The sequence below is a fragment of the Luteipulveratus halotolerans genome (genome assembly GCF_001247745.1).
GTDB lineage: Bacteria > Actinomycetota > Actinomycetes > Actinomycetales > Dermatophilaceae > Luteipulveratus > Luteipulveratus halotolerans.
In genome coordinates this window covers 3,319,917-3,343,356 of record NZ_LAIR01000002.1, presented here as the reverse complement: position 1 = coordinate 3,343,356, position 23,440 = coordinate 3,319,917, and the positions used below count along the sequence as shown (strand labels likewise).

The window sequence follows — 23,440 nt, the reverse complement described above, 5'->3', positions numbered from 1 at the left end:
CCTGCGGTCCGCCCGCAGGCGGAGTCTCAGCCGCTGGTGGTCTGCCGCTGCTTGACCGCGTCGAGGAAGATCCCCTTGATGTCGGTCGGGTTCTTGGCGAGGTAGGCCTTGCTCGTGCCGCCGGCCGCCTTGGCGACCTGGGCGAGGGCTTTCTGGTCGGTCGAGGGACCGACACCGATCAGCACCAGGCTGACCGGGCGCCGGGCGTCGCGGGTGCGCTCCAGCGACGACAGCAGCGCGGTCAGGCCGATGCCGCCCTTGGGGTCGTCGTCCGCGCCGTCGGTGACCAGCACGACCGAGTTGACCCGGTTGGGGTTGTAGCTGTTCACGGCGGCGCGGTAGGCGGCGAGGATCGTGTCGTAGAGCCCCGTGTCACCGTCGGTCTGCGACGGCAGCGCCTTCAGCCCCTGGGTGATGAGGTCGTACTGGCTGGTGCTGCCGACCTTGGCGTCGAGCCGACGGATCGGCTGGATCTCCTTGTAGTCGAAACCGCCGTCGAGCTGGGTCGAGAACTTCCACAGGCCGATCTCGCTGCTGCGCGGGATGCTCTGCAGGCCCGTGAGGCCGGCGTCGCGGGCGAGCTCGATGCGGGTGCCGTCGTCCGAGGCGAGGTCCATCGAGCCCGAGACGTCCATGACGACCAGCTGGCGGGTGTCCTGGCTGGCCTTGTTCCACAGGTCGAGCAGCGTGGTGACGTCGGCTTCCTTGGGGTCGGGGGTGATGCCGGGCAGGGCGGCGGGCTTGCCGGGCAGGCTCGGCCCGGTGTCGGTCTCCTCGATGCGGAAGCCCTTGTCGCGCATCGTGACCTTGGAGTTGTCGTCGGTGAGCAGCTGCTGGAGGCCGTCGACCCGGTCGGCGTCGAACGTCGGGGCACCGTCGACGCGGACGAACTGGTAGCGCAGCATCGACGCACCCTCGGACGGCACCAGCCCTGACAGCTTGGTCTTGGGGTGCGCGGTGTTGTACGCCGCGATGGCCTGCTCGCTGGAGGGGAACGCCTTGGCCTTGGAGCGGTCGAGCGAGGCCTGCTCCAGGAGCGCGTCGCTGGAGGTGTCGGAGTGGCTCATGCCGACGATCTGCTGGGTGAGCAGGCCCTGCGCCGCCTGGTCCTTGCCGAACGTCTGGGACGCCGAGGTGACGGCCATGATCGTCGCGGTGGACGACTGCGGCCGGTCCATCAGGAACGGGACGCCGTTGAGGATCATCTTCCAGGGGTGGATGCCGGTGGTCTCGGGCTTCGCGATGCTCGCGGGCACGGCGATCATGCTCGGCGACGTCGCGATGGTCGGGCCGAGCGTGACGCCCTTGAGCGCCGGGTCGGCCGACCAGACGGTGCTGTCGGGGATCCATACGGCGGGCCGCTGTGGCGACTTGGACTTGATCGCCTGCGTCACCGCGCTCGGGCTGTTGACGGTGACGACGTAGCGGGCGCAGCCGTCGTCGCCGATGGTGTCCTTGGTGAGGTCGTTGATGACCGGCGCCATCTCGGCCGTGGTGGCGATGCGCAGCGGATCGGCCGGGCAGCCTTCGCCGGCACCGTCGCCGCTGCCGTCGCCCGCGGCCGTCGTGCTGCCGTCGTCCTTGCTCCCGTGGTCGCTGAGCGCCCAGTAGCCTCCGCCGGCGACGAGCGCTGCGATCACGAGCGCGAGGCCGCCCTTGAGAAGGCGGCCTCCACGGCTGTTGTCATCGGGTTCGCGGCTCGAGGGCGGCGCGGCTGAGTGTCGTCCCACAGGGGGCCACTCTAAACGACGTGACGCAAACGTCTGGCCGCTTCGCCACCATCCCGGGTCACGCTGTGATACCTGTCACGCCGGGGTCGGGGTGGCGTACGACGGGGGTCGACCTCGCGGTGATCGCGGCAGTCGGACCCATCGGCACCCAACGGCCCAGGTCGATCAGGGTGTCCCGGGCCAGGTCGGGCCGGTCGGTGATCACGGCGTCGACACCGTCGTCGACGAGCCTGCGGATGTGGACCGGGTCGTTGATCGTCCAGGCTCGTACGACGATGCCGCGGGGGTGCGCGAGCTCGACCAGGCGGGTGGTGAGGCGCCGGTCGGCGAGCCAGGGCACCCCGCCGAGGCGCCACGGCACATGGGCCGCGACCGCACCGCGGCGCAGCGGGCGCAACGGCCGGGTTCCGATACGCGCGGCCCACATCAGGCTCGACAGCGACTTCCACCCCAGCGCCATACTCGTGCCCGGGCTGCGGTCGGCCACCGCCTGCAGCCAGGAGTCCCAGCCGCCCGCGACGCACACCCGCGGCCCGGCACCCGTACGCCGCAGCACCGACGACAGCGGCTCGATGACCGCCTCGTCCTTGACGTCGATCAGCACCTCCGCGTCGGGCAGCGCGGTGAGCAGGTCCTCCATCCGCAGCAGCCCCGGCACGTGCCGCAGCTGCGACCACGGACGCGCGCGGACGGGACCGGTGAGCGAGGTCGTACGGTCCAGCGTCGCGTCGTGGAAGGCCACGACCACGCCGTCCGCGGTGACCTGGGCGTCGGTCTCCAGGGTGCGTACGCCGAGGGCCCATGACGCCTCGAACGCCGCGAGGGAGTTCTCGGCGGCGAGCCCGGCGCCGCCCCGATGGGCGATGACGACCGGGCCGAGAGCAGGAGCCCCGAGGGGCGCGCTGGCGTCCACGTCTCCACTGTCCCGGCGGTGCTCGCGCAAGGGCCAGAGTCCCGCACCGCTCCTCGCGCAACGTTCACCCGCGCTTCACGAGCGGCCGGGCCCGGCATACGACGGACACGTCTTCGTTCCAGACAGTCCACAGGTGCGTTGCCTAGAGTTCACCCATGGCGATCGCGAGCGAACGGGCACCCCTGCGTCCCGAAGCAGCGACCCGATCTCCCGACCTCGCCTTCCGCGGCTACACCTGGCGCCAGGTCCGCCTCGCCGCGCTGGCGGTGTTCGTGCTCGCCCTGGCCGTCTCGATCGCGCTCTACGGCATCCCGCTCGACCGCGTCGGCCTGACCTTGTGGATCCTCGTCGGCCTCAGCGTCGCCGTGATCGGCAAGGGCTGGAAGGCGTGGCTGCGCATCATGCGCGACTGGTTGCCGTTCCAGGGCGTGCTGCTCGCCTACGACTACAGCTACGGCATCGCCGGCCGTTACGGCGCGGGCGGGCACCCCCACGAGGGCGACACCAACGTCGTCGGCATGCCCCTGCACGTCAGCCTCCCGGTCGACGTCGACCGGGCGATGTTCGGCGGCACGCTGCCCAACCAGTGGGTGCAGGAGCACTTCGCGTCCGGGTCCGGCGTCCCGTGGTACGCCGCACTGGTCACCCTGGTCTACTGCAGCCACTTCGTCGTGACGCCCCTGGTCGCGGCGGGTCTGTGGGTCCGCGCTCGCGAGCTGTTCCGCACCTGGGTGTCGCTCGTGCTGGCGCTGGCCGTGGCCGGCCTCGCGACGTACTTCCTGTTCCCGATGTCGCCGCCGTGGCTCGCCTCGCAGCAGGGCGTCATCGACGGCGCCCCGGTCGAGCGCATCACGGGCGAGGGCTGGAGCGTGCTCGGGCTGCACATCGCCGGTCAGGTGCTCGACGACTCGCAGGCCCGCTCCAACCCGGTGGGCGCGATGCCGTCACTGCACATGGCGTACGCCGTGCTCGCGGCCGCGTTCTTCATGTACCTCACGCGCCGGCGCTGGCTGCGCTGGGTGCTCGCGGCGTACCCGCTCGCCATGGGGTTCTCGCTGGTCTACTCCGGTGAGCACTACGTCATCGACGAGATCGTCGGGGCGGTCTACGCCCTGGTCGTCATCGCCGGGTGGCGCATGTGGCGTCGTCGCCGCGAGGCGCTCGACGCCGCCGAGGTCTCAGCTCGCGAAATGTCTGACCGTGAGGCACTGCTCGGCGCGCCCGATGGGTCCGCGCAGGTCGTTGAGCGTGGTCGACGTCAGGCCGATCCCGTGGTCTCCGAACGAGACTGACGTGTCGAGGCCGACCCACGCCGGGTCGGGCGTACGCAGCAGATGGATCGTCAGGTCGACGTTGGGGTAGAGCATCTCGGTCGGGCGCACCCGGGTGGCGATGCCGTTGGCGATGTCGACGAGGCGCACGTACGACGCGACCGGGCCGACCGTCGTACCCGCCACGAGGGGGACGTCGGTGCGCGCCCAGACCTGTCGGCGACCGTCGCGGCCACCGGGCGCTGCGCGGTAGTCGAGGGTCGTGAGGAAGCGGCCCTGCCACTCGGCGGCGGCATCGGTCTCGACGCAGTCGTCGGGCGCGGGCATCGACGGCAGCTCGACGCCCGCGACGTCAGTGGTGTCCTGGGTCTGCAGGCGCCATGCGCGAGCGCGGATGATCACACGGTCACCGATGGTGGCGGTCGCCTCGATCAGCTCGATCGTGCGACCCGGGCGGATCGTCTCGACGGCGATGTGGGTCTCCTGCAGCGGGATCTGACCGAGGATCTCGAACGCGATGCGGGCGAGCACCATGCCCTCGCGCGGTTCGTGCTGCTCGATCTCGTGGGTGATCAGACCGCCGATGACGGCCATGTGCTGCTCGTCCTCGCGCCACGCTCCCTGCACCAGGATCGTCGGCTGGTACCGGCCCGGGCCGAGGGGTTCGTAGGACGCAGTGGGCTCAGTCACGCAGGCCAGGTTAGGACGAGCGGCGCAGGTCGCCGTCGCCCAGGTCGTCGAGCCCGGCGAGCGGCGGCAGCGCGACGCTCAGCGGAGTGACCCAGTCGGGCGCCGGGCTGAGCGTGAGGTCGTACGCCGGTCCGGGCCCGGGTTGCGGCACGGCGGCGATCTCGACCGGCGTGGGGTGCATGGCGGTGACGAGCCCGGGCACGAGCAGCTGGCCGACCGGGTCGTCGTGCGGGACAGCCGCGGCGAACAGCCACCACCGGCCGGCCGGGACGCCGTCGAGCAGGAACCGGCCGGGCTCGACCAGGAACGAACCGGACACGGGCGTCCCCTTGGTGGACGGGCGCGCGAAGAGTCCGACGTAGACGTGCGGTCGAGGCCCGACGAACGGCACGCCGGCCGCGTCGACCGTGACCCGGCCCCGCAGCCGACCCGGCCCGCGTCCCGAGCCGACCACGGGCTGAGGTGTCCGGTCCGCGACGCGGTCGGGCAGCCGTCGGAACGCGCTCGGGCTCGTGCCGACGTGCTCGACGAACCGGCGCGTGAACGTGCCGACCGAGCTGAACCCCACAGCCATGCACACGTCGACGACCGGGTCCTGGCCGGCGAGCAGCAGCACCTTGGCGCGCTGGAACCGGTGGGCCGCGACGTACTGGACCGGCGAGACGCCCAGCGTGCCGGTGAACATGCGCGTGAGGTGGAACGGGGAGTACCCGACGTGGTCAGCGGCGTCCTGGACGGTCACGGGCTCGTCGAGGTGCGCGCGCAGGAACTGCGCCGCCTTGATCGCCGGATCACGCATCGCCCCAGACTAGGCCGAGGCCCCGACAGACACCGGCGCTCTCGGGCGGATCGGGCCGCTCACATCCGTGACAGAACTCCCTGCCGCACCGCCGTCGGCCCGGATACGTTGGCGACGCGGCGGGCGCACGGGGCCCCGTCCGCGACATGGAGGGGCGATGACGGACACCATCGAGGTCGAAGGCCTGGTCAAGAGGTACGCCGGGAAGGCCGTCGTCGACGACGTCGCCTTCACGGTGCGCGAGGGGGAGTTCTTCGGGCTGCTCGGCCCCAACGGCGCGGGCAAGACGACCACCCTGGAGATGATCGAGGGCCTGCGCGAGCCCGATGCGGGCACGGTGCGGCTGCTTGGCGAGGCGCCCTGGCCGCGCAACCCGGCGCTGCTGCCACGCATCGGGGTGCAGCTGCAGGCGACGGCGTTCTTCGACCGGCTGACGGCGCGTGAGCAGCTGAGCACGTTCGGCTCGTTGTACGACGCACCCGCCTCCCGCGTCGACGAGATGCTCGAGCTGGTCGGGCTCACCGACAAGGCCGACACCCAGGCCGAGAAGCTCTCCGGAGGCCAGGCGCAGCGGCTGTCGATCGCCTGCGCACTCGTGCACGACCCCGACGTCGTCTTCCTCGACGAACCCACCGCAGCGCTCGACCCCCAGGCGCGCCGCAACCTGTGGGACGTGCTGCGCGAGATCAACGCGCGCGGCAAGACCGTCGTCCTCACGACGCACTACATGGACGAGGCCGAGCTGCTGTGCGACCGCGTCGCCATCATCGACGAGGGTCGCATCCTGCGGATGGGTCCGCCGGCCGAGCTGGTCCGTGGGCTCGACGCGCCCGTACGCATCTCGGTCGAGCGCGGTGCGTTGCAGCTCGACGAGGCACGCACCCTGCCCGGGGTCGACGAGGTGTCCGAGGACGCCGCGTCGGTCGTCCTCACCAGCCGTACGCCGGCGCCGCTGCTGTCCGCGCTCGCCGACCGAGATGCGTTGGCAGGGCTGCAAGTTCGCGGCGCGACGTTGGAGGACGTCTTCCTCGACCTGACCGGAAGGGCGTACCGCGCATGAGTGACGACATCCGATCCGACCCCGCTGGTCGAGCCGACCCCACGGACCCCACTGGTCGAGCCGACTCCGCTGGTCGAGTAGGCGAGCCCCCCAGGGCGAGCCGTATCGAGACCACCCGGCGTACAGGCCTGAGCCGCAAGGCTTTTCGCAGCCTGGCCACCGCGATGTGGAAGGGCTTCGTCCGAGACCGGGCGAGCGTCTTCTTCACGCTGTTCTTCCCCTTGTTCTTCATCATCATCTTCGGCACGGTCTTCACCGACCAAGGAGCGTCCAAGGGCAAGGTTGCGCTCCTCGGCGACGTCAGCGTGATCCGGCAGCTGCCGCCCGACGCCAAGACCGCGCTCGGCGAGACGATCGAGTGGAAGTCCGGCCTCAGCCGTGACGACGCGCTCGAGCAGCTGCGCAAGGACGACCTCGACGGCGTGCTCGAACAACGGGGCCACCAGCTGCTGCTCAAGGTGTCCAACGGCGACCAGGTCGGGGCGGCGACCGTGCAGGGCGTGCTGAGCTCGGTCGTCCAGACCACCAACGTCGCCGTCACGGGGCAGCAGCCGCGCTACTCGCTGCAGGCGTCGTCGGTGCAGGACGAGTCGCTCAAGGCGATCCAGTACGTCACTCCCGGCATGATCGGCTACGGCATCGCGGTCGGCGCGACGTTCGGTGCGGCGACCACGCTGGTCGAGTGGCGCAAGAGACGGGTGCTGCGGCGGTTGCGACTGGCACCGATCCCGACGTCCTCCGTCGTCACCTCGCGCGTCGCGGTGTCTCTCGCGATCGCGCTCGCCCAGCTCGCGATCTTCATCGGCGTCGCGATGCTGCTCGGGCTGCGCCTGACGGGCGCCTGGTACGTGGCGATACCGCTCACGCTCACCGGCACGCTCGCGTTCTTGTCGGTGGGGCTGCTGTGCGGATCGATCGCGAAGACGTCGGAGGCCGCCGTCGGTCTCGCCAACCTGATCACCCTGCCCATGGCGTTCCTGTCCGGTGCGTTCATCCCGTTGGAGGCCTCACCCGGCTGGATCCAGGCGATCTCCAAGGTCCTGCCGATGGGCTGGCTGGTCGAAGGGCTCAAGGACACGATGGTGCGCGGCGAGGGACCGGCCGCCGCGCTCGTACCCATGGCTCTGACGCTCGCGTTCGCGGCGGTCCTGACGCTCGTCGCGACCCGGTTCTTCTCGTGGGAGGACGACTGAGCTCATACCTGGCGCACAGGTTCCGGCGTGGGCTCGCACAGGTCGTCGTACGACGGTGAGCGCAGTCGGGTGGGCGACCGCGCCCACCCCGGACGAGAGGTCTCACCCATGTCCCGTCGGACGAAGATGACCGTGGCCGCCGCCGGCCTCGGCGTGGTGGCCGCCGGTGCTGTGACCGTGCCGGCGCTCGCCGCGACCGGTTCGGGCGGCCCGTCGACCGCCGTCACCAACGCGCCGTCAGCCACGACAGATCAGCAGGACGACTCCGGCTCACCGGAGAAGTCAGCGGGCGGTCCTCGCATCGGGCTGCGGCTGTTCGGTGCCTCGACCGCTGAGGTCGCCCAGGCCGCAGGTGCCACCGAGGCGCAGCTGCAGCAGGGCCTGCGCGACGGCAAGTCGCTCACCCAGATCGCGGCGTCGCACGGCGTCGCGAAGGCCACCCTCGTGGCGCGGCTCGGCACGCTCGTCGACAAGCACGCCGCCACAGTGGTCGACCGCAAGGTCGGCTCCGGCGGCCCGGACGGTGGGGGCGCCCGGACGAGCCCGCTCGCCGACGCGCTCGCCGACCTGGTCAAGAAGGGCACGATCACCCAGGCGCAGGCCGACGCGATCACCCAGGCCGTCGAGAGCAAGCGCAGCTCGATGCCGGGGCCTGACGGCGCGCGTCATGAGATCCGCCGCGGCGGTGGCGGGTTGCTGGGCGAGCATGCAGCCGCGCTCGCGAGCACGCTCAAGCTGTCCGAGAGCGAGCTGACGTCGCAGCTGCGGTCCGGCAAGTCCCTCGCGGACATCGCTGCGGCACAAGGGGTTTCGCGTGACACCCTCGTCAAGAAGGTCTCCGCGCTGCTCAAGTCGGACCTGTCGACGCTGGTCGACCGAACCATGCCGACGATCCGTGCGGGCAAGGGTCCCGCTGACCTGCCGAATCTGCCGCAGCGCCAGGGCGACTCGTCGGAGCAGGGGTCGTCGTCGGGCGGCACGTCGGCGGACGGTGTGTCTGCCGCGGTCATCTGAGCGAGGGGCGAAGCGGGACCGGGGTGCGCGTCGTACGGATCCGGCGCGCACCCCGCCCGGCAAAAGCTGGCGAGGCGCACACGCATACCTGTGCCTGTCGCCAGCTTCTGCCGGTGGGCTGGGAGAGTGGGTCCCGTGATCAAGGTCAGCATCATGTACCCCACCTCGCCCGAGGCCCGTTTCGACCACGACTACTACCGCGACCGGCACATGCCGCTCGTGGCTGAGCTGCTCGGCGAGGCGTGCCTGCGCTGGACGGTCGACCGGGGTGTCAACGGCGGTCGGCACGGCATCGACCCGCCCTACGTCGCCATGTGCCACATCTACAGCGACTCGGTCGACGCGTTCCAGGAAGCGTTCGGGGCGAGCGCGAAGCAGATCATGGCCGACGTCGGCAACTACACCGACATCAGTCCGGTCATGCAGATCAGTGACGTCGTCGTCGACGGCTGACCCTCGACACCCGGCGGCGCCGTCGGCGATGATCGGGAGATGAGCGACTCAGGGGACATCTCGGCCGGCTTCGCCACTGCGCCCGACAGCGGTGCCGACGCGCACCACGACGTCGACCACTCACACGTGGCGCCGGCGTACGTCACCGACCGGGTCGACCCGGTGGGCGCGGCGATCGACACGTACGCCCACCGCAACGGTGCCGCTCCGCCGCGGGCTCAGGAGACCTCGCAGGACGGGTGACCTTCGACGTGAGGAAGCGTGAGCTCCACCTCACGCTTCGTCACATCGCGCCCGGCGGCCGTGACGACGAGCGCCCGTGGTCAGAGGTCGGAGGCGACGCTGTCCTCGGTGACGACGTAGCCGAGGCCGTCGTACAACGCGCGAGCGCCCGTGTTGTAGCCAAAAACGTTGAGCCCCAACGCGATCGAGCCCTGGCGCTGGCACCACGCGGCGCCCGCCGTCATGATCGCGGCGCCGTAGCCGCGACGACGCTGGGCCTCGTCGACCTCGACGTAGTAGACGAACGCGCGCGGCTGCGAGACGTCGACCCACAGCAGCCCGACGCGGGTGACGCCGTCGTACGCCGTCCAGAACTGCTGGCCCGCACTGTTCTGGCCGTCGGGGACGAGCGCCGCGAACTGCTGACGCGCCGTCGTCCGCGCGACCTGGGGTGAGTCGCCCGCCTTGATGCGAGCCTCGGTGTACGAGCGCTCCTCGTCGGCGATGAACGTCGCGAACTCCTCGGGCGTCATCCGCCGCAGCTCGACCCGCCCGTCGTCCGCGACGGGGTCGCCGGTGAGGTCGAGCCGCATGGTGGTGGCGCGCACGGTGAACCCGTCACCTGCGGCGAACGCGGTCGAGACCGGATCGCCCGCGAACACGCCCGCACCGAGCGAGCGCGCTCCCGCGGCACGCACCTCGTCGATGAGGGCGGCTCGAACGGCACCGGCGTCGGACGTGTCGTCGAGCGCGACGTCGAGCACCGTCGCCTGCTCGCCACCGCCCACCAGCAGCCAGCACAGCGCGCCCAGACGCGTGCCGTCACGCACGACCGACCGGACGTGCGCGTCGGCGGAGGCGAGGCCGTCGGGGAGCACCCGCGCGAGCTGCGCCTCCGCGAGGGCCGTGGCCGCCGCCGGGTCCGCCGTGCAGTGGCGGTAGCGCAGCTCGGCGAGCCGGCGTACGACGCCCGCCCGCCACGCGTCGTACGCCTCGGCTGCGAGGGGCTCGAGTGTGACCGCCACCCGTTCAGTCCTCGGCCGGCGTGTAACCGATGACCGCCTTGGTCTCGAGGAAGTCGCCGAACGCGATCTCACCCCACTCGCGACCGTTGCCGCTCTGCTTGTAGCCGCCGAACGGTGCGTTGAGGTCGACCGGTGCGCTGTTGAGGTTGACCTGGCCGGCCCGCAGCCGCGACGCGACCTTGCGGACGGCGTCCTGGTCGGAGCCCGAGACGTAGGCGGCGAGCCCGTACGGGGTGTCGTTGCCGATCTCGACCGCCTGGTCGACCGAGTCGTACGGCAGGATCACCAGGACCGGGCCGAAGATCTCTTCGCGCGCGATGGTCATCTCGTTGGTGACGTCCGCGAAAACCGTTGGCTTGACGTAGAACCCGGTGTCGAGACCGTCGGGGCGACCGGTGCCGCCGGCGGCGAGCGTGGCGCCCTCGTCGATGCCCTGCTGGATCAGGCCCTGGATCTTGTCCCACTGCGCCTGCGAGACGACCGGGCCCATCTTGGCGTCGCCGGTCGGGTCGCCGACGGTGACCTTCTCGGCCGACGCCTTGGCGATCGCGGCGGCCTCGTCCATGCGGGCGGCCGGGACGAGCATGCGCGTCGGGGCGTTGCACGACTGGCCCGAGTTCGACCAGACGCCGGCGGCGCCGAGCTTGACGCCCTTCTCGAACGCGTCGTCGTCGAGGATGATGTTGGGCGACTTGCCGCCGAGCTCCTGGTGCACGCGCTTGACGGTCGGGGCCGCTGCACGCGCCACCTCGACACCCGCGCGGGTCGAGCCGGTGATCGAGATCATGTCGACGTCGGGGTGGGCGGCGAGCGCCGCGCCGACGGTCGGGCCGTCACCGTTGACGAGGTTGAAGACACCCGCGGGCAGGCCTGCGGCGTCGATGATCTCGGCAAGGACGTACGCCGAGAACGGCGCCTCCTCCGACGGCTTCAGCACCATCGTGCAGCCGGTCGCGAGGGCGGGCGCGACCTTGCAGGTGATCTGGTTGAGCGGCCAGTTCCAGGGCGTGATGAACGCGCACACACCGACCGGCTCGCGCACGATGCGGGTGGTGCCGCGGTCCTCGGCGAACGGGTAGTCGGCGAGCACCTTCGCAGCTGTCGCGAGGTGCCCGAGGCCCATGCCGACCTGGGCGGTGGCGGCGAGCTTGGCGGGGGCGCCCATCTCCTCGGTGACGGCTGCGGCCAGGTCGTCCGCTCGGTTCTTGTACTCGCCGAGGATCGCCTTCAGCAGGTCGACGCGCTCGGCGACCGAGGTCTCGGCGTACGACACGAACGCCTTGCGCGCGGCCTCGACGGCGGCGTCGACGTCGGCCTGTGCGCCGAGGGCGATGTGGCCGGCGACCTGCTCGGTGGCGGGGTTGACGACGTCGTGCGGGCGGCCCTGGGCGGGGTCGACCCACTGGCCGCCGATGTAGAACTGTCCGTACTCGCGCATGCTCGCCTGGCTCCTTCAGCTCGCGCCCGGTCGTCGTTGACGGGGTCCGTTCGAGCATAGGCACCGCGACGAGACCCACGTCACGCCGGTGCGCAGCAGCAGGTCGGCCTACGCTGGCCGGGTGACTCTCCACGACATCCCCCTGAAGACCCTCGACGGCGAGCCGACCTCGCTCGGTGCGTACGCCGGCCGCGCCGTCCTCGTCGTCAACGTCGCCTCCAAGTGCGGCCTGACCCCGCAGTACACCGGCCTGGAGGCCCTGCAGCAGGAGTACGCCGACCGCGGCCTCACCGTCGTCGGTGTCCCGTGCAACCAGTTCGGCGGCCAGGAGCCGGGCAGCGCCGAGGAGATCAAGACGTTCTGCTCGACGTCGTACGGCGTGACGTTCCCGATGACCGAGAAGGTCGAGGTCAACGGCGAGGGCCGTCACCCGCTCTACACCGAGCTCACCCAGCACGCCGACGCTGACGGCGAGGCCGGCGACATCCAGTGGAACTTCGAGAAGTTCCTGATCTCGCCGTCCGGTGAGGTCGTGGGCCGGTTCCGCCCGCGCACCGAGCCCCAGGCGCCCGAGGTCACGCAGGCGATCGAGGCCAACCTCCCCGAGTAGCACTGCTCGACCGGCGGTGGTGGGCTTGCGCTACTCCGGGAGCAGGGTGAAGTCGGCGAAGTCGAAGCCCGGCGTCACGATGCACCCGACGAGCACGGGCTCATCGCCCGCGGGCCGGGCGGCCTGCCAGTGCCCGCCCGGCACCAGCGCCTGCGCGACCTGTCCACCGGCGTAGTCGGCGCCGAGCGTGAATGTCGTTGCAGCAGCGGGCGATTCGTCGGAGCCACCCAGCGTCAGCGCAAGCGGTCCGCCGCGGTGGTGCAGCCACAGCTCGTCCGACGTGACGCGGTGCCAGCGTGACTCCTCACCCGGCATGAGCAGGAACAGGATGCCGGTCGCGTAGGCCCGCGGACCGTCGTACCCGGGCGGGGTGAAGGTCGACCCGTGCCGGTACGTCTCGACGAACCAGCCGCCCTCGGGGTGCGGCTGCAGACCGAGGCCGGCGGCCCAGCCGGGAAGCGGCGACATCAGACCGCACCTCCGACGAGGCTGCCGACGGCGAACGTGATGGCCATGGCGATGGCTCCTCCGATGACGTTGCGTACGACGGCCGGTGCGGGTCGGGCGCTGCCGAGCCGGGCGCTCACGTGGCCCGTGACTGCGAGGGCGATCAGGACCGCGACGAACGTCACCGGCACCCGCCACGACGGCCCGGGCAGCAGCACCGCGGCGAGCGGCAGCAGCGCGCCGACCGTGAACGACACGAACGACGCGATCGCGGCCTGCCACGGGTTGGTGAGGTCGTCCGGGTCGATGCCGAGCTCGGCATCGGCGTGCGCGGCGAGGGCGTCCTTCTCGGTGAGCGCGACAGCGACCTCGCGGGCGAGCTGGGGCGGGAGCCCCTTGTCCTCGTAGATCTCGGTGAGCTCGTCGAGCTCTTCGCCGGGCATCTCACGCAGCTCGCGCTTCTCGAGCGCGAGCATGGCCTTCTCGCTGTCGCGCTGGGTGCTGACCGAGACGTACTCGCCGACGGCCATGCTCATGGCGCCGGCAGCCAGGCCTGCGATGCCCGCGACCAGGATCGACGTGCGGTCCGAGGTGGCCCCTGCGACGCCGACGACTATGCCGGCGGTCGAGACGATGCCGTCGTTGGCGCCGAGCACTCCTGCACGCAGCCAGTTGAGCCGCCCGGAGAGGCTCTCGTCGTGGGGTTCGTCCTCGTGACTCACGCCGGCGATCCTCCCAGACAACCTGCGCGGCCCGCGCAGGTTGTCTGCGACTTGGTCGTACGCCGTCGCCGGGCACCTCCGTCGGAGTCCCGTAGATCCGTCGGCCCCGTTGCTCCGATGCTGCTGCACAGGGGGAACGGATGAGGGGGTCGGTGATGGGGACGACGGTGGCGGGGAGCGCGACGACGCAGCGGCGTTGCGGGGCAGTGGTGGCGGCGCTGGTGGCGGCGCACCTGCTGATGACGCTGGTGTACGTCGCGCGACCGCTGCCCGTGCCGGGGCCGGTACGGGCAGCGGTCACCGCCTATCTGGAGCCGGTGTTCACCCAGACGTGGTCGGTGTTCGCACCCGACCCGGGCACGGTCAACACCTCGCTGCGGGTGCGGGCGCGTACGACGGACCGGCGGGTCACGCCGTGGTTCGACGTGACCGCGTGCGACCTCGGCTCGGCCGTACGCCACCACCCGGTGCCGACCCGCCGCTACCTCACGACGTTCCAGCTCGTGAAGCACTACCGGGGGTCGTACGCCGACGTGCGGGCCGGCGTACCGGATGCGGCTGACCGCTGGGCTCGCAGCGAGCGGGCGATGACGGCGTTCGCCGGGCTGGTCGCACGGGCGCGGTGGGGCGACGTCGCAGCGACGCAGGTGCAGGTCGTCGACGAGCGCACGGCGGCGTACGGCGACCGCGATCGCCCGGGCGTTCGGCCGCGCACGGCGTCCTCGAACGGCCCGTGGAAGCCGTCTGCATCGGCGAAACCCGTTGAGCAGAAAGCGATCACGAAGATCTACGGCACGGGGAGGTGTGCGTCATGACGACACAACAAGTGCGGGTTCGCCTGCCTGTCCTACGCCGCGAGGGCGCCCCTGCGATCACGGTGACCTCGCATCCGCCGGCTCGACTCGGTGCTGCTGGGCGGGTCGTCCGGTGGTTCGCCGACGAGCCGCACGCCTTGTGGGGGACAGCGGTGGCGCGCGTGGTCTACGGGGTCTACACCGTGCTGTTGGTCGTCGTGAACTTCTCCGACCGTGAGCTGCTCTGGGGAGCCGGCTCGTCCTGGACGCAGCCGTGGCGCGATGAGTCCCGTTGGTCTGCAGTGCCTTTCGGGTTCTTCCAGCCGGGCGACCACGGCACCGTCCTCACCGTCAAGCTGATCGTGCTCGGTGTGCTCGGCGCGACGATGGCGCTCGGGCTGTGCAGCAGGACGTCGACGATCGCGGTGCTGTGCTTGTCGACCGGCCTGGTCGCGCTGGGGCCGACGTCGTCCGACACCGAGGACATCGTCTTCAGGATCGTGCTGGTCTACCTGTGCCTGGCCGACACGTCGCAGCACCTGAGCGTGGACCGATGGCTCGCCGCTCGAAAGGGCAACGACACCAGCGAGATTCGTGGTGCGCTGATCCCGAGACCGCTGAGGGTGCCGTTGCACAACGCCGCAGTCGAGCTCATCTGCGGGCAGCTGTCGATCATCTACGTCATGGCGGGCCTGGCCAAGCTGCGCGGCGAGCGCTGGCGCGACGGCTCGGCGATCTACTACACGCTGCACCTCGAGCAGTACTCCCCGTGGCCCGAGCTCGGCCACCTCGTGAGCGGGCTCGTGCCGATCGTGATCCTCGCGTCCTGGGGTGCGGTGCTGATCCAGATCGGCTTCCCCGTGCTGATGCTCAACGCGCGCACCAGGCTGTTCGCCGTGCTGGCGATGATCTCGCTGCACATCGGCATCGCGGTGATGCTCGGGCTGAGCCTGTTCTCGCTCGCGATGGTCGGCGCGGACTTCGTGTTCGTCCGCGACGCGTCGGTGCAGCGCCTGCTCAGCCGGCTGCGACGCTGAGGTCGGGGGCGTCCAGCCCGAAGCGCTCGCGCAGAGCCAGGCGCGCGGCGTACCAGCCGGCGAGCCCGTGCACCGACGGTCCGGGTGCGGCCGCCGACGACGCGAGGTAGACGCCCTCGAGGGGCGTGCGCCACGGCGACGGCGAGAGCACGGGTCGGCGCACCATCTGGAGCATGTTGACCGCGCCGTTGGCGAAGTCGCCCCCCTCGAAGTTGGCGCTGAAGCGGCCGAGCTCGGACGCGGGGGTGGCGGTCGAGGAGATCACCACGTCGCGGAAGCCCGGCGCGTGCCGCTCGACCGCCGCCGTGATCGTCTCGGTCATGTCGGCTGCGCTGTTGTAGGGCACGTGCGCGTAGGCCCACAGCACGGCCTGGCCCTCCGGCGCGCGCGACGGGTCGAGCACCGACGGCTGCGTCACCAGGATGTACGGGTCGTGCGGCACACGACCATGGGCGACGTCGCGCTCGGCGGCGGCGATCTGGGCGCGGGTGCCGCCGAGGTGCACGGTCGGCGTACGGGCCAGGTCGGGGTCGGCCCACGGCACCGGGCCGCTCAGCGCGAAGTCGACCTTGGATGCGGCGTTGCCGGGCCGGAACTGCTGCAGCGCAACGCGATAGCGGTGGGGCAGGCGCGTGCCGTAGATGTCGAGCAGGGCCTTGGTCGAGGTGTCGAGCAGCACCGTGCGGTAGTCGGCGATGTCGTCGTACGACGTCACCTCGCGCCCCAGCAGCACCCGTCCGCCGTGCGCCTCGAGGTCGGCGACCAGGGCGTTGCTGATGGCCTGTGAGCCGCCGCGCGGGACGGGCCACCCGCGGCCGTGGGCGTTGACCGTGAGCGCGAGTCCGCCACCGGCCATCGAGAGCCGCGGGTGCCGGCCGATCACGTGTGCGCCCGCGCCGGTCAGCAGCGCAGGAGCGACCTCGTCCTGGAAGCGGAGGTTCCACGCCGGCGTGCCCTGCTCCAGCGCGCGAAGGCCGAAAAGGAAAGCACCCCAGGGCTTTCGGGGCACACCGATCAACGACTGGGTGGTGAAGTCGTTGACGGCGTCGAGGTGCTCGACCAGGGGAGCGAGCAGCCGTCTGTACGCCGCACCGTCGCGGCCCAGGCCGTCCGCGGTGCGGTCGAGGTCGTGCCAGGCGAGACCGACGCGGCCGTCGGGCAGCGGGTGCCCGAACGAGATCTCCGGCACGAGCAGGTCGATGCGGCGGTCGAGCTCGAACGCGCGGAAGAACGGCGACGCCAGCGCCATCGGGTGCACTGCGGAGGCGAGGTCGTGCACGAAGCCGGGCTCGGTGAGCGGCTGCGTCGAGGCGCCGCCGCCGGCGTACGCGTTGCGCTCGAGGACGTCGACCCGCAGGCCCGCTCGGGCGAGGGTGACTGCGGCGGCCAGGCCGTTGGGGCCGGCGCCGACGACGGCGACATCGGCCGTGCCGCCGCTGGAGCTGCTGTCCGTCATCGAGACCTCGGGGTGGTGGGAGCGGGCGACCTCAGCGTACGGGCCGCCGACCTGTGTCAGGGATCGGTCAAGCCTTCACTAAGGAAGCCCCAAGCCGGTCCGCGAAGCCTGAACGTCCGCTGATACTTCCGGCCAACGCCGCCCTGACCCCGGGCGCCGTTCTCAGAGGAGACAACTCATGAAGCACAACCTGTCGCGCACCGCTGTCGCTGCGGTCGCACTCAGCGCCATGGCCGCCACCGGAGCCGTGACCGCGGCCCACGCGGACGACGCCACCGGTATCCCGACCTACCAGGAGTTCGCCGCCTCGACGTTCCAGGACGTCGACGGCCAGTACGTCGTCAACGGCGACGAGCCGGTCGGCAACAGCGGTGACCTGCGCAAGTTCTACGACGCGATGGTCACCCCGCCCAAGACCGACTCCGAGAGCCTGATCGTCAACACGGTCGGCGGCGCGGACGACAAGTGGAGCGCATCGCAGGTCGGCAACCTGACCTACTGCGTCAGCGACAAGTTCGGTGCCAAGAAGAGCCAGATCGTGCAGGCCATGGCCGGCGGCTCGGCCCTGTGGGAGAACGCCTCCTCGGCGATCGACTTCGTCTACGTCCCCTCGCAGGACGCCAGCTGCAACACGCGCAACAAGAACGTGCTGTTCTCGGTCGAGCCGGTGCAGACCTCGCAGTACATCGCTCGCGCGTTCTTTCCGAGCACGGCCAAGCGTTCGCGCAACGTGCTGGTCGACGACTCGATCTGGAGCGCCGGCTCCTGGACGCCGTCCAACATCCTCGGCCACGAGCTCGGCCACACGCTGGGCTTCCGTCACGAGCACACGCGTCCTGAGTCGGGCACCTGCTTCGAGGACAACAACTGGCGTCCGCTGACCCCGTACGACAGCGCGTCGATCATGCACTACCCGCAGTGCAACGGCGCCTCGGACGACCTGTCCTGGTCGGCCACCGATGGTGAGGGCGTGCGCGCGCTGTACGGCAGCTGACCCACGGCGTACGACGGAGGGCTCGGGCACTGCGGCTGCCCGGGCCCTTCGTCGTACCCGGTTGACCAAAAAAAGCAGAACTGCTTGTTTTTGGTCCCGGCGGATGCGATCGTGCTTCGGGACGGCACGAGAAGGGATCCCGATGGCCGACATCGCGGCACTGCTGGACGACTTGCGCGCAGAGGGCGACGACCTGGAGCGCCTGGTCGCGCCGCTCGCGGACGACGCCTGGTCGACCGCGACTCCTGCCGAGGGCTGGACCATCGCCCACCAGATCGCCCACCTGGCCTGGACCGACGACGCCGCGCTGCTGGCCGTTGCCGACCCCGAGGAGTTCACCGGGCCGCACCTGCGCGAGGCGCTCGCGGCGTACGAGCAGGGTCGCGACCCCGTCGACGAGGGCGCAGCGGTCGGCGTGACGACTCCGCCTGCAGACCTGCTCGACCGTTGGGGCCGCGGGCGGGCCGCGCTGCAGGAGACGCTGCGTGAGCACGCCGCGAGCGGCGCGAAGATCCCCTGGTACGGCCCGCCGATGAGCGTGGCCTCGATGGTCACGGCGCGCCAGATGGAGACCTGGGCCCACGGACAGGACGTCGCCGACGCGCTCGGCGTCACGCGCGAGCCGACGGCGCGCCTGCGGCACGTGGCCCACATCGGCGTACGGACCCGCAACTTCGCCTATGCCGCTCATCAGGAGCAGCCGCCGGAGCAGGAGTTCCGGGTCGAGCTGACCGCGCCGGACGGCGAGCAGTGGACGTGGGGGCCTGACGACGCCGCGCAGCGGGTCACCGGGCCGGCCCTCGACTTCGCGCTGCTCGTCACCCAGCGGCGGCACGTCGACGACCTCGCGCTCGCGGCCGACGGCGAGGACCCCCAGCACTGGCTGACGATCGCACAGGCCTTCGCCGGGCCGCCCGGTGCGGGACGCGAGGCGGGCCAGTTCGCATGAGCGCCAACGTGATTCGTATCGGCAACGCGTCGGGCTTCTACGGCGACCGGCTCGGCGCGATGCGCGAGATGCTCGAGGGCGGCGAGCTCGACGTCCTCACCGGCGACTACCTCGCCGAGCTGACCATGCTCATCCTCGCGCGCGACCGGATGAACGACGCCTCGCTCGGCTACGCCAAGACGTTCCTGCGCCAGATGGAGGACTGCCTCGGCCTCGCGCTCGACCGCGGCGTCACGATCGTGGCCAACGCGGGCGGTCTCAACCTGTTCGCCGGGCTCAACCCCGAGCGCATCATGGCCTCGGCGATGGCGGTCGGCACCGGCCGCTACGCACTCACCAAGGCGACGTCGTACGCCAAGGACCGTGCGGTGTGGCGTACGCCGATCGGTGCGCACCAGGGCATCGCTCACCCCCTCGCGCGCCGCCACGTCGAGCTCGAGCTCGCTCGGCTGATGATGCAGAAGGCGGCGGTGCTCTACGACGGCGGCGACGACGTGGGCGCCGGTGAGGCGGCCAACATGGCCAAGTACGCCGCGGCCGAGGCCAGCATCGCCGCGCTCGACACGGCGGTGCAGACCCACGGCGGCAACGGGCTCACGCGTGAGTACGGCCTGGCGTCGATGCTCGGAGCGGCCCGCGTGGCCCGCGTCGCTCCGGTGAGCCGCGAGATGATCCTCAACTTCGTCGCCCAGCACTCGCTGGGTCTGCCGAAGTCCTACTGAAAGACGAGCAATGTCAACAGAACTCGTCCACTACGCGGTCGACGACGCAGTCGCGACGATCACCCTCGACTCACCGCACAACCGCAACGCGCTCTCGTCGGCGCTGGTCCAGCAGCTGGGTGACCACCTGGCAGCCGCAGCCGCGGACGACGCCGTACGAGCGGTGCTGCTGACGCACACCGGCGGCACCTTCTGCGCGGGCGCCGACCTGAGTGAGGCGTCCGGCGGATCGCCCAAGGACAGCACGGCCACGCTCGTCGCGCTGCTGAAGTCGCTCGTGGCGCTTCCCAAGCCGGTCGTCGCGCGCATCGACGGGCACGTCCGCGCCGGCGGTCTCGGCCTCGTCGGCGCGTGCGACATCGTGATCGCCGGGCCGCAGACGTCGTACGCCTTCACCGAGGTCCGCCTCGGCCTCGCGCCGGCGATGATCTCGTTGACGGTGCTGCCGCGGATCGCGCAGCGGGCCGCCTCGCGCTACTTCCTGACCGGCGAGAAGTTCGACGCCGCGACCGCCGAGCGCATCGGCCTGGTCACCGTCGCGACCGACGACACCGAGGCCACGACGGCCGGTGTGCTCGACGCACTGCGCAAGGGCTCACCGCAGGGTCTGCGCGAGTCGAAGGCGCTCACGACGGTGCCCGTGCTGCGGGCGCTCGACGAGGACGCCGACCGGCTGGCGGACCTTTCTGCGCGATTGTTCGCGTCCGACGAGGCTCGAGAAGGCATGCTGTCGTTCCTCGAACGACGTCCGCCCCGCTGGGCCACCCCCACCCCCGCTGAGGAGACACCGTGACAGACCTTTCCGGACGCACCATCCTGATGTCAGGCGGCAGCCGCGGCATCGGCCTGGCGATCGCGCTGCGTGCTGCGCGCGACGGTGCCAACGTCGCGATCCTGGCCAAGACCGATCAGCCGCACCCCAAGCTCGAGGGCACGATCCACACCGCCGCCGACGACATCCGCAAGGCCGGTGGGCAGGCGCTGCCGGTGCTGGGCGATGTCCGCAGCGACGAGGATGTCCAGCGCGCGGTGGACGCCACGGTGGCCGGGTTCGGCGGCATCGACGTCGTCGTCAACAACGCCAGTGCGATCGACCTCTCGAAGACGACCGATCTGCCGATGAAGAAGTACGACCTGATGCAGGACATCAACTGCCGCGGCACCTTCCTGCTGTCCAAGACCGCGATCCCGCACCTGCAGAAGTCGAGCAACCCGCACATCCTCACGTTGTCGCCGCCGCTCAACCTCGACCCCAAGTGGGCGGGTGCGCACGTCGGCTACACCATCGCCAAGTACGGCATGAGCCTGACGACGCTCGGCCTCGCCGAAGAGCTGAAAGACATTGGCATCGCTGTCAACTCGCTGTGGCCGCGCACCATGATCGCGACGGCCGCCGTGCTCAACCTGCTCGGCGGTGAGCAGGTCATGGCGACCTCGCGCACGCCCGAGATCGTCGCGGACGCTGCCTACGCGATCCTCACCAAGCCGTCCCGTGCGCTCACCGGGCAGTTCCTCATCGACGACGACGTGCTCGCCGGTGAGGGCGTCACCGACCTGTCGAAGTACCACGCGGGCGGTGGCTCGGACGCCGACCTGCAGCCCGACATCTTCCTGGACTGATCGACGATGGCCACCGCTCGCACCCGAGAGCCCCAGCAGGATCGCAGCCGCGCGACGCGGCTGCGGCTGCTGGAGACGGCTGTCGAGTGTCTGGCGGAGCTCGGCTGCTCGGCCACCAGCGTGGGTCTGGTGGCCGAGCGCGCCGACGTCTCACGGGGCGCAGCGCAGCACCACTTCCCGACCCGTGAGGCGCTGTTCATGGCGGCCGTGGACCACATGGCCGACGTGCGCGCCGACGAGCTCAAGCAGCAGGCGGCCGCGCTGCCGGCCGATGAGGACCGCACCTACGCCGTGCTCGACCTGCTGTGCGGGTTCTACGTCGGACCGTTGTTCCGAGCGGCCCTGCAGGTGTGGGTGACCGCGTCCGCCGACGAGGCGCTGCGGTCGCGCGTGATCCCGATGGAGGCGAAGTTCGGTCGCGACGTCTACGCCGCCGCTGTCGAGCTGCTCGGCCTCGACACGTCACGGCCCGAGGTGCGCGAGACGCTCATGGGCACGCTCGACCTCATCCGAGGGCTCGGCCTCGCCGACGTCCTCACCGACGACTCCCGACGCCGCGAGGTGATCCTGCGGCGCTGGGCCAGCACCATCAACCAGACCCTCGACCCCGGGGGCTGAGCACGTCGATTCACGGCAACGGTGCCGTCCGAACCGAGGAGCACGAGATGACCGGTCGCCTCTCCACCCACCGCCTCATCACCGATCCGCTCGAGCAGTGGGCGCGTGAGCGTCCTGACCTGCCAGCCATCGACTACCAGGACCAGTCCGTCACCTGGGCCGAGCTCGCCGACCGGGTGCATCACGTGTCGGGAGCGTTGCAGGAGCTGGGGATTCGCGCCGGCGACCGGGTCGCCACTCTCGACAAGAACACCCTTGCGTCCGTCGAGCTCACGCACGCCGCTGCGGCGATCGGGGCCGCCCACGTCATCGTCAACTGGCGGCTGCTCGCCGACCAGCTCGCCTACGTCCTCAAGGACTCCGCACCCTCGGTCGTCTTCGTCGGGGCCGAGCTGCTCCCGGCGTACGACGAGATCAAGGACCAGCTCACCGGCGTACGCAAGGTGGTCGTCGTGGGTGGTGACGACGACGAGTACGAGGCGTGGCTGGCGGCCGCTTCGCCGGTCGAGCCGGTCGCCGACGTCGAGCCCGACAGCACGGCTCTGGTGCTGTACTCCTCTGGTACGACAGGCTTTCCGAAGGGCATCGAGCTCACGCACCGCAACCTCAACACCCACAGCGCGGCGACCGCAACCCGGTTCGACATGGACGAGAAGTCGGTGTCGTTGGTGGCGATGCTGTTGTTCCACGTCGGCGGCACGTGCTACGCGCTCGGGGGCATCTCGCGCGGTGCGCACCAGATCATCCTGCGCGAGATCGACCCCGTGCAGATGCTGCAGGCGATGGGCCGCGGCGTCACGCACATCTTCCTCGTGCCGGCCGTCGTCGGTGCGGTCCTGGCCGCGGGCGACATCGGCGTGCAAGCGTTCTCGGGTCTGAGCTTCCTCATCTACGGTGCCTCGCCGATGCCGTTGCCGATGCTGCAGAAGGCCTTGGCTGCGTGGCCCGACGTCAACCTCGTGCAGGTCTACGGCATGACCGAGCTGGCCGGCGTGATCACGATGCTCGACGCTCCCAGCCACCGCGACGCCGCGCACCCCGAGCGGCTGACGTCGGCCGGTACGCCGATCCCTGGCGCCGAGATGCGCGTCGTCGACCCCGCGACCGGAGACGACGTCGAGACCGGGCAGGTCGGTGAGGCGTGGTTCCGCAGCGACCAGACGATGCGCGGCTACCTCGGCAAGCCGGAGGCGACCACCGAGGCCAAGACCGACGACGGCTGGATGCGCACGGGCGACCTCGGCCACGTCGACGACGGCGGCTACCTCTACGTCGTCGACCGCATCAAGGACCTCATCATCAGCGGTGGCGAGAACATCTACTCGCCCGAGGTCGAGAACGTCCTGGCCGCCCACCCGGCAGTGGCCGAGGTGGCGATCATCGGCGTACCGGACGAGCAGTGGGGAGAGTCCGTCAGGGCGGTCGTGGCTCTGGCGCCCGAGCAGCAGCTGACCGCGGACGAGCTGATCGCGTACAGCCGTGAGCGCCTGGCGCACTACAAGTGCCCGTCCTCGGTCGACATCGTCGAGGCGTTGCCGCGCAACCCGTCGGGCAAGGTGCTCAAGCGTGAGCTGCGCAAGCCGTTCTGGGAGGGCCGCGACCGCGCCGTCTGACCCGCTGATGCCGACTACCCCCGCTCGTGTGGTGACTGTCTGGGGTGAGA

25 protein-coding genes are annotated in these 23,440 nt (G+C 70.9%); 16 read left to right on the top strand and 9 right to left on the bottom strand.

All coding sequences use genetic code 11. The features are described from left to right. Window positions 1–26: 26 nt before the first annotated feature. Together VV01_RS16860 and VV01_RS16855 are read right to left on the bottom strand one after the other, a co-directional pair. Window positions 27–1,730: a VWA domain-containing protein gene (locus VV01_RS16860; RefSeq protein WP_157508893.1), complete on the bottom strand. Its 1,704-nt coding sequence runs from the start codon at window positions 1,728–1,730 to the stop codon at window positions 27–29. Between the two features lie 58 nt (window positions 1,731–1,788). Next, window positions 1,789–2,643 (bottom strand): glycerophosphodiester phosphodiesterase family protein, encoded by an 855-nt coding sequence (locus VV01_RS16855; RefSeq protein WP_050670903.1) that lies wholly within the window; start codon window positions 2,641–2,643, stop codon window positions 1,789–1,791. 155 nt (window positions 2,644–2,798) lie between these two features. Here VV01_RS16855 and VV01_RS16850 point away from each other — a divergent pair, with 155 nt between their 5' ends. Then, on the top strand, window positions 2,799–3,935 hold the full coding sequence (locus VV01_RS16850; protein ID WP_050670902.1) for a phosphatase PAP2 family protein: 1,137 nt from the start codon (window positions 2,799–2,801) through the stop codon (window positions 3,933–3,935). On the opposite strand, the gene VV01_RS22465 is transcribed toward VV01_RS16850, so the two are convergent. Together VV01_RS22465 and VV01_RS16845 are read right to left on the bottom strand one after the other, a co-directional pair. Beyond that, window positions 3,822–4,604, bottom strand: coding sequence for a thioesterase family protein (locus tag VV01_RS22465; RefSeq protein WP_071606422.1), 783 nt, complete (start codon window positions 4,602–4,604; stop codon window positions 3,822–3,824). The genes VV01_RS16850 and VV01_RS22465 overlap by 114 nt on opposite strands. A 10-nt stretch (window positions 4,605–4,614) precedes the next feature. Continuing rightward, window positions 4,615–5,403: a helix-turn-helix transcriptional regulator gene (locus VV01_RS16845; protein WP_050670901.1), complete on the bottom strand. Its 789-nt coding sequence runs from the start codon at window positions 5,401–5,403 to the stop codon at window positions 4,615–4,617. 157 nt (window positions 5,404–5,560) lie between these two features. Here VV01_RS16845 and VV01_RS16840 point away from each other — a divergent pair, with 157 nt between their 5' ends. From VV01_RS16840 to VV01_RS16820, 5 genes are all read left to right on the top strand, one after another. Further along, a complete protein-coding gene (locus tag VV01_RS16840; protein ID WP_050670900.1) occupies window positions 5,561–6,463 on the top strand; it encodes an ABC transporter ATP-binding protein in 903 nt (300 codons plus the stop codon). Continuing rightward, on the top strand, window positions 6,460–7,656 hold the full coding sequence (locus VV01_RS16835; RefSeq protein WP_197275082.1) for an ABC transporter permease: 1,197 nt from the start codon (window positions 6,460–6,462) through the stop codon (window positions 7,654–7,656). Before VV01_RS16840 ends, VV01_RS16835 begins: the two co-directional genes overlap by 4 nt. 108 nt (window positions 7,657–7,764) lie before the next feature. Further along, the gene (locus VV01_RS16830; protein WP_157508892.1) at window positions 7,765–8,670 is read left to right on the top strand and encodes a hypothetical protein; all 906 of its coding nucleotides are present in this window, start codon (window positions 7,765–7,767) and stop codon (window positions 8,668–8,670) included. 135 nt (window positions 8,671–8,805) lie between these two features. Further along, entirely contained in the window at window positions 8,806–9,123 is a 318-nt protein-coding gene (locus tag VV01_RS16825; protein WP_050671990.1) for an EthD family reductase, read from the top strand. Between the two features lie 39 nt (window positions 9,124–9,162). Next, the gene (locus VV01_RS16820; RefSeq protein WP_050670897.1) at window positions 9,163–9,366 is read left to right on the top strand and encodes a hypothetical protein; all 204 of its coding nucleotides are present in this window, start codon (window positions 9,163–9,165) and stop codon (window positions 9,364–9,366) included. Between the two features lie 80 nt (window positions 9,367–9,446). Here VV01_RS16820 and VV01_RS16815 read toward each other — a convergent pair whose 3' ends face one another. Together VV01_RS16815 and VV01_RS16810 are read right to left on the bottom strand one after the other, a co-directional pair. Then, a complete protein-coding gene (locus VV01_RS16815; RefSeq protein ID WP_050670896.1) occupies window positions 9,447–10,370 on the bottom strand; it encodes a GNAT family N-acetyltransferase in 924 nt (307 codons plus the stop codon). A gap of 4 nt (window positions 10,371–10,374) precedes the next feature. Then, on the bottom strand, window positions 10,375–11,808 hold the full coding sequence (locus VV01_RS16810) for an aldehyde dehydrogenase family protein (protein ID WP_050670895.1): 1,434 nt from the start codon (window positions 11,806–11,808) through the stop codon (window positions 10,375–10,377). 121 nt (window positions 11,809–11,929) lie between these two features. On the opposite strand from VV01_RS16810, the gene VV01_RS16805 reads away from it, so the two are divergent. Next, window positions 11,930–12,418 (top strand): glutathione peroxidase, encoded by a 489-nt coding sequence (locus VV01_RS16805; RefSeq protein ID WP_050671989.1) that lies wholly within the window; start codon window positions 11,930–11,932, stop codon window positions 12,416–12,418. A 30-nt stretch (window positions 12,419–12,448) separates the two neighbouring features. Here VV01_RS16805 and VV01_RS16800 read toward each other — a convergent pair whose 3' ends face one another. Both VV01_RS16800 and VV01_RS16795 read right to left on the bottom strand, forming a co-directional pair. Then, complete coding sequence (locus VV01_RS16800) at window positions 12,449–12,886, bottom strand: cupin domain-containing protein (RefSeq protein WP_050670894.1); 438 nt, start codon at window positions 12,884–12,886, stop codon at window positions 12,449–12,451. Next, window positions 12,886–13,608 carry a VIT1/CCC1 transporter family protein gene (locus VV01_RS16795; RefSeq protein ID WP_197275081.1) on the bottom strand — a complete coding sequence of 241 codons (723 nt, stop codon included), beginning with the start codon at window positions 13,606–13,608 and terminating at the stop codon, window positions 12,886–12,888. Before VV01_RS16795 ends, VV01_RS16800 begins: the two co-directional genes overlap by 1 nt. A gap of 134 nt (window positions 13,609–13,742) precedes the next feature. Here VV01_RS16795 and VV01_RS16790 point away from each other — a divergent pair, with 134 nt between their 5' ends. Further along, the gene (locus tag VV01_RS16790) at window positions 13,743–14,402 is read left to right on the top strand and encodes a DUF5819 family protein (protein ID WP_157508891.1); all 660 of its coding nucleotides are present in this window, start codon (window positions 13,743–13,745) and stop codon (window positions 14,400–14,402) included. Beyond that, window positions 14,399–15,418, top strand: a complete 1,020-nt coding sequence (locus VV01_RS16785; protein WP_082221053.1) for an HTTM domain-containing protein — start codon at window positions 14,399–14,401, stop codon at window positions 15,416–15,418. Before VV01_RS16790 ends, VV01_RS16785 begins: the two co-directional genes overlap by 4 nt. Here VV01_RS16785 and VV01_RS16780 read toward each other — a convergent pair. Then, a complete protein-coding gene (locus tag VV01_RS16780; RefSeq protein WP_050670891.1) occupies window positions 15,399–16,874 on the bottom strand; it encodes a phytoene desaturase family protein in 1,476 nt (491 codons plus the stop codon). The genes VV01_RS16785 and VV01_RS16780 overlap by 20 nt on opposite strands. Window positions 16,875–17,052: 178 nt before the next feature. Between VV01_RS16780 and VV01_RS16775 the strand changes: the two genes are divergently transcribed. From VV01_RS16775 to VV01_RS16745, 7 genes are all read left to right on the top strand, one after another. Then, the gene (locus VV01_RS16775; RefSeq protein ID WP_050670890.1) at window positions 17,053–17,868 is read left to right on the top strand and encodes a M57 family metalloprotease; all 816 of its coding nucleotides are present in this window, start codon (window positions 17,053–17,055) and stop codon (window positions 17,866–17,868) included. Window positions 17,869–18,010: 142 nt separating this feature from the next. Further along, window positions 18,011–18,817, top strand: a complete 807-nt coding sequence (locus tag VV01_RS16770; protein WP_050670889.1) for a TIGR03084 family metal-binding protein — start codon at window positions 18,011–18,013, stop codon at window positions 18,815–18,817. After that, window positions 18,814–19,539 (top strand): acyl-CoA dehydrogenase family protein, encoded by a 726-nt coding sequence (locus tag VV01_RS22890; RefSeq protein WP_157508890.1) that lies wholly within the window; start codon window positions 18,814–18,816, stop codon window positions 19,537–19,539. The genes VV01_RS16770 and VV01_RS22890 overlap by 4 nt, the downstream gene beginning before the upstream one ends. Window positions 19,540–19,549: 10 nt before the next feature. Then, window positions 19,550–20,332 carry an enoyl-CoA hydratase family protein gene (locus VV01_RS16760; protein WP_050670888.1) on the top strand — a complete coding sequence of 261 codons (783 nt, stop codon included), beginning with the start codon at window positions 19,550–19,552 and terminating at the stop codon, window positions 20,330–20,332. Continuing rightward, window positions 20,329–21,159, top strand: coding sequence for an SDR family oxidoreductase (locus tag VV01_RS16755; RefSeq protein WP_050670887.1), 831 nt, complete (start codon window positions 20,329–20,331; stop codon window positions 21,157–21,159). Before VV01_RS16760 ends, VV01_RS16755 begins: the two co-directional genes overlap by 4 nt. A 6-nt stretch (window positions 21,160–21,165) precedes the next feature. Further along, on the top strand, window positions 21,166–21,777 hold the full coding sequence (locus VV01_RS16750) for a TetR/AcrR family transcriptional regulator (protein WP_050670886.1): 612 nt from the start codon (window positions 21,166–21,168) through the stop codon (window positions 21,775–21,777). A gap of 47 nt (window positions 21,778–21,824) precedes the next feature. After that, window positions 21,825–23,390 carry a long-chain-fatty-acid--CoA ligase gene (locus VV01_RS16745; protein WP_050670885.1) on the top strand — a complete coding sequence of 522 codons (1,566 nt, stop codon included), beginning with the start codon at window positions 21,825–21,827 and terminating at the stop codon, window positions 23,388–23,390. The last annotated feature ends 50 nt before the right edge of the window (window positions 23,391–23,440 follow it).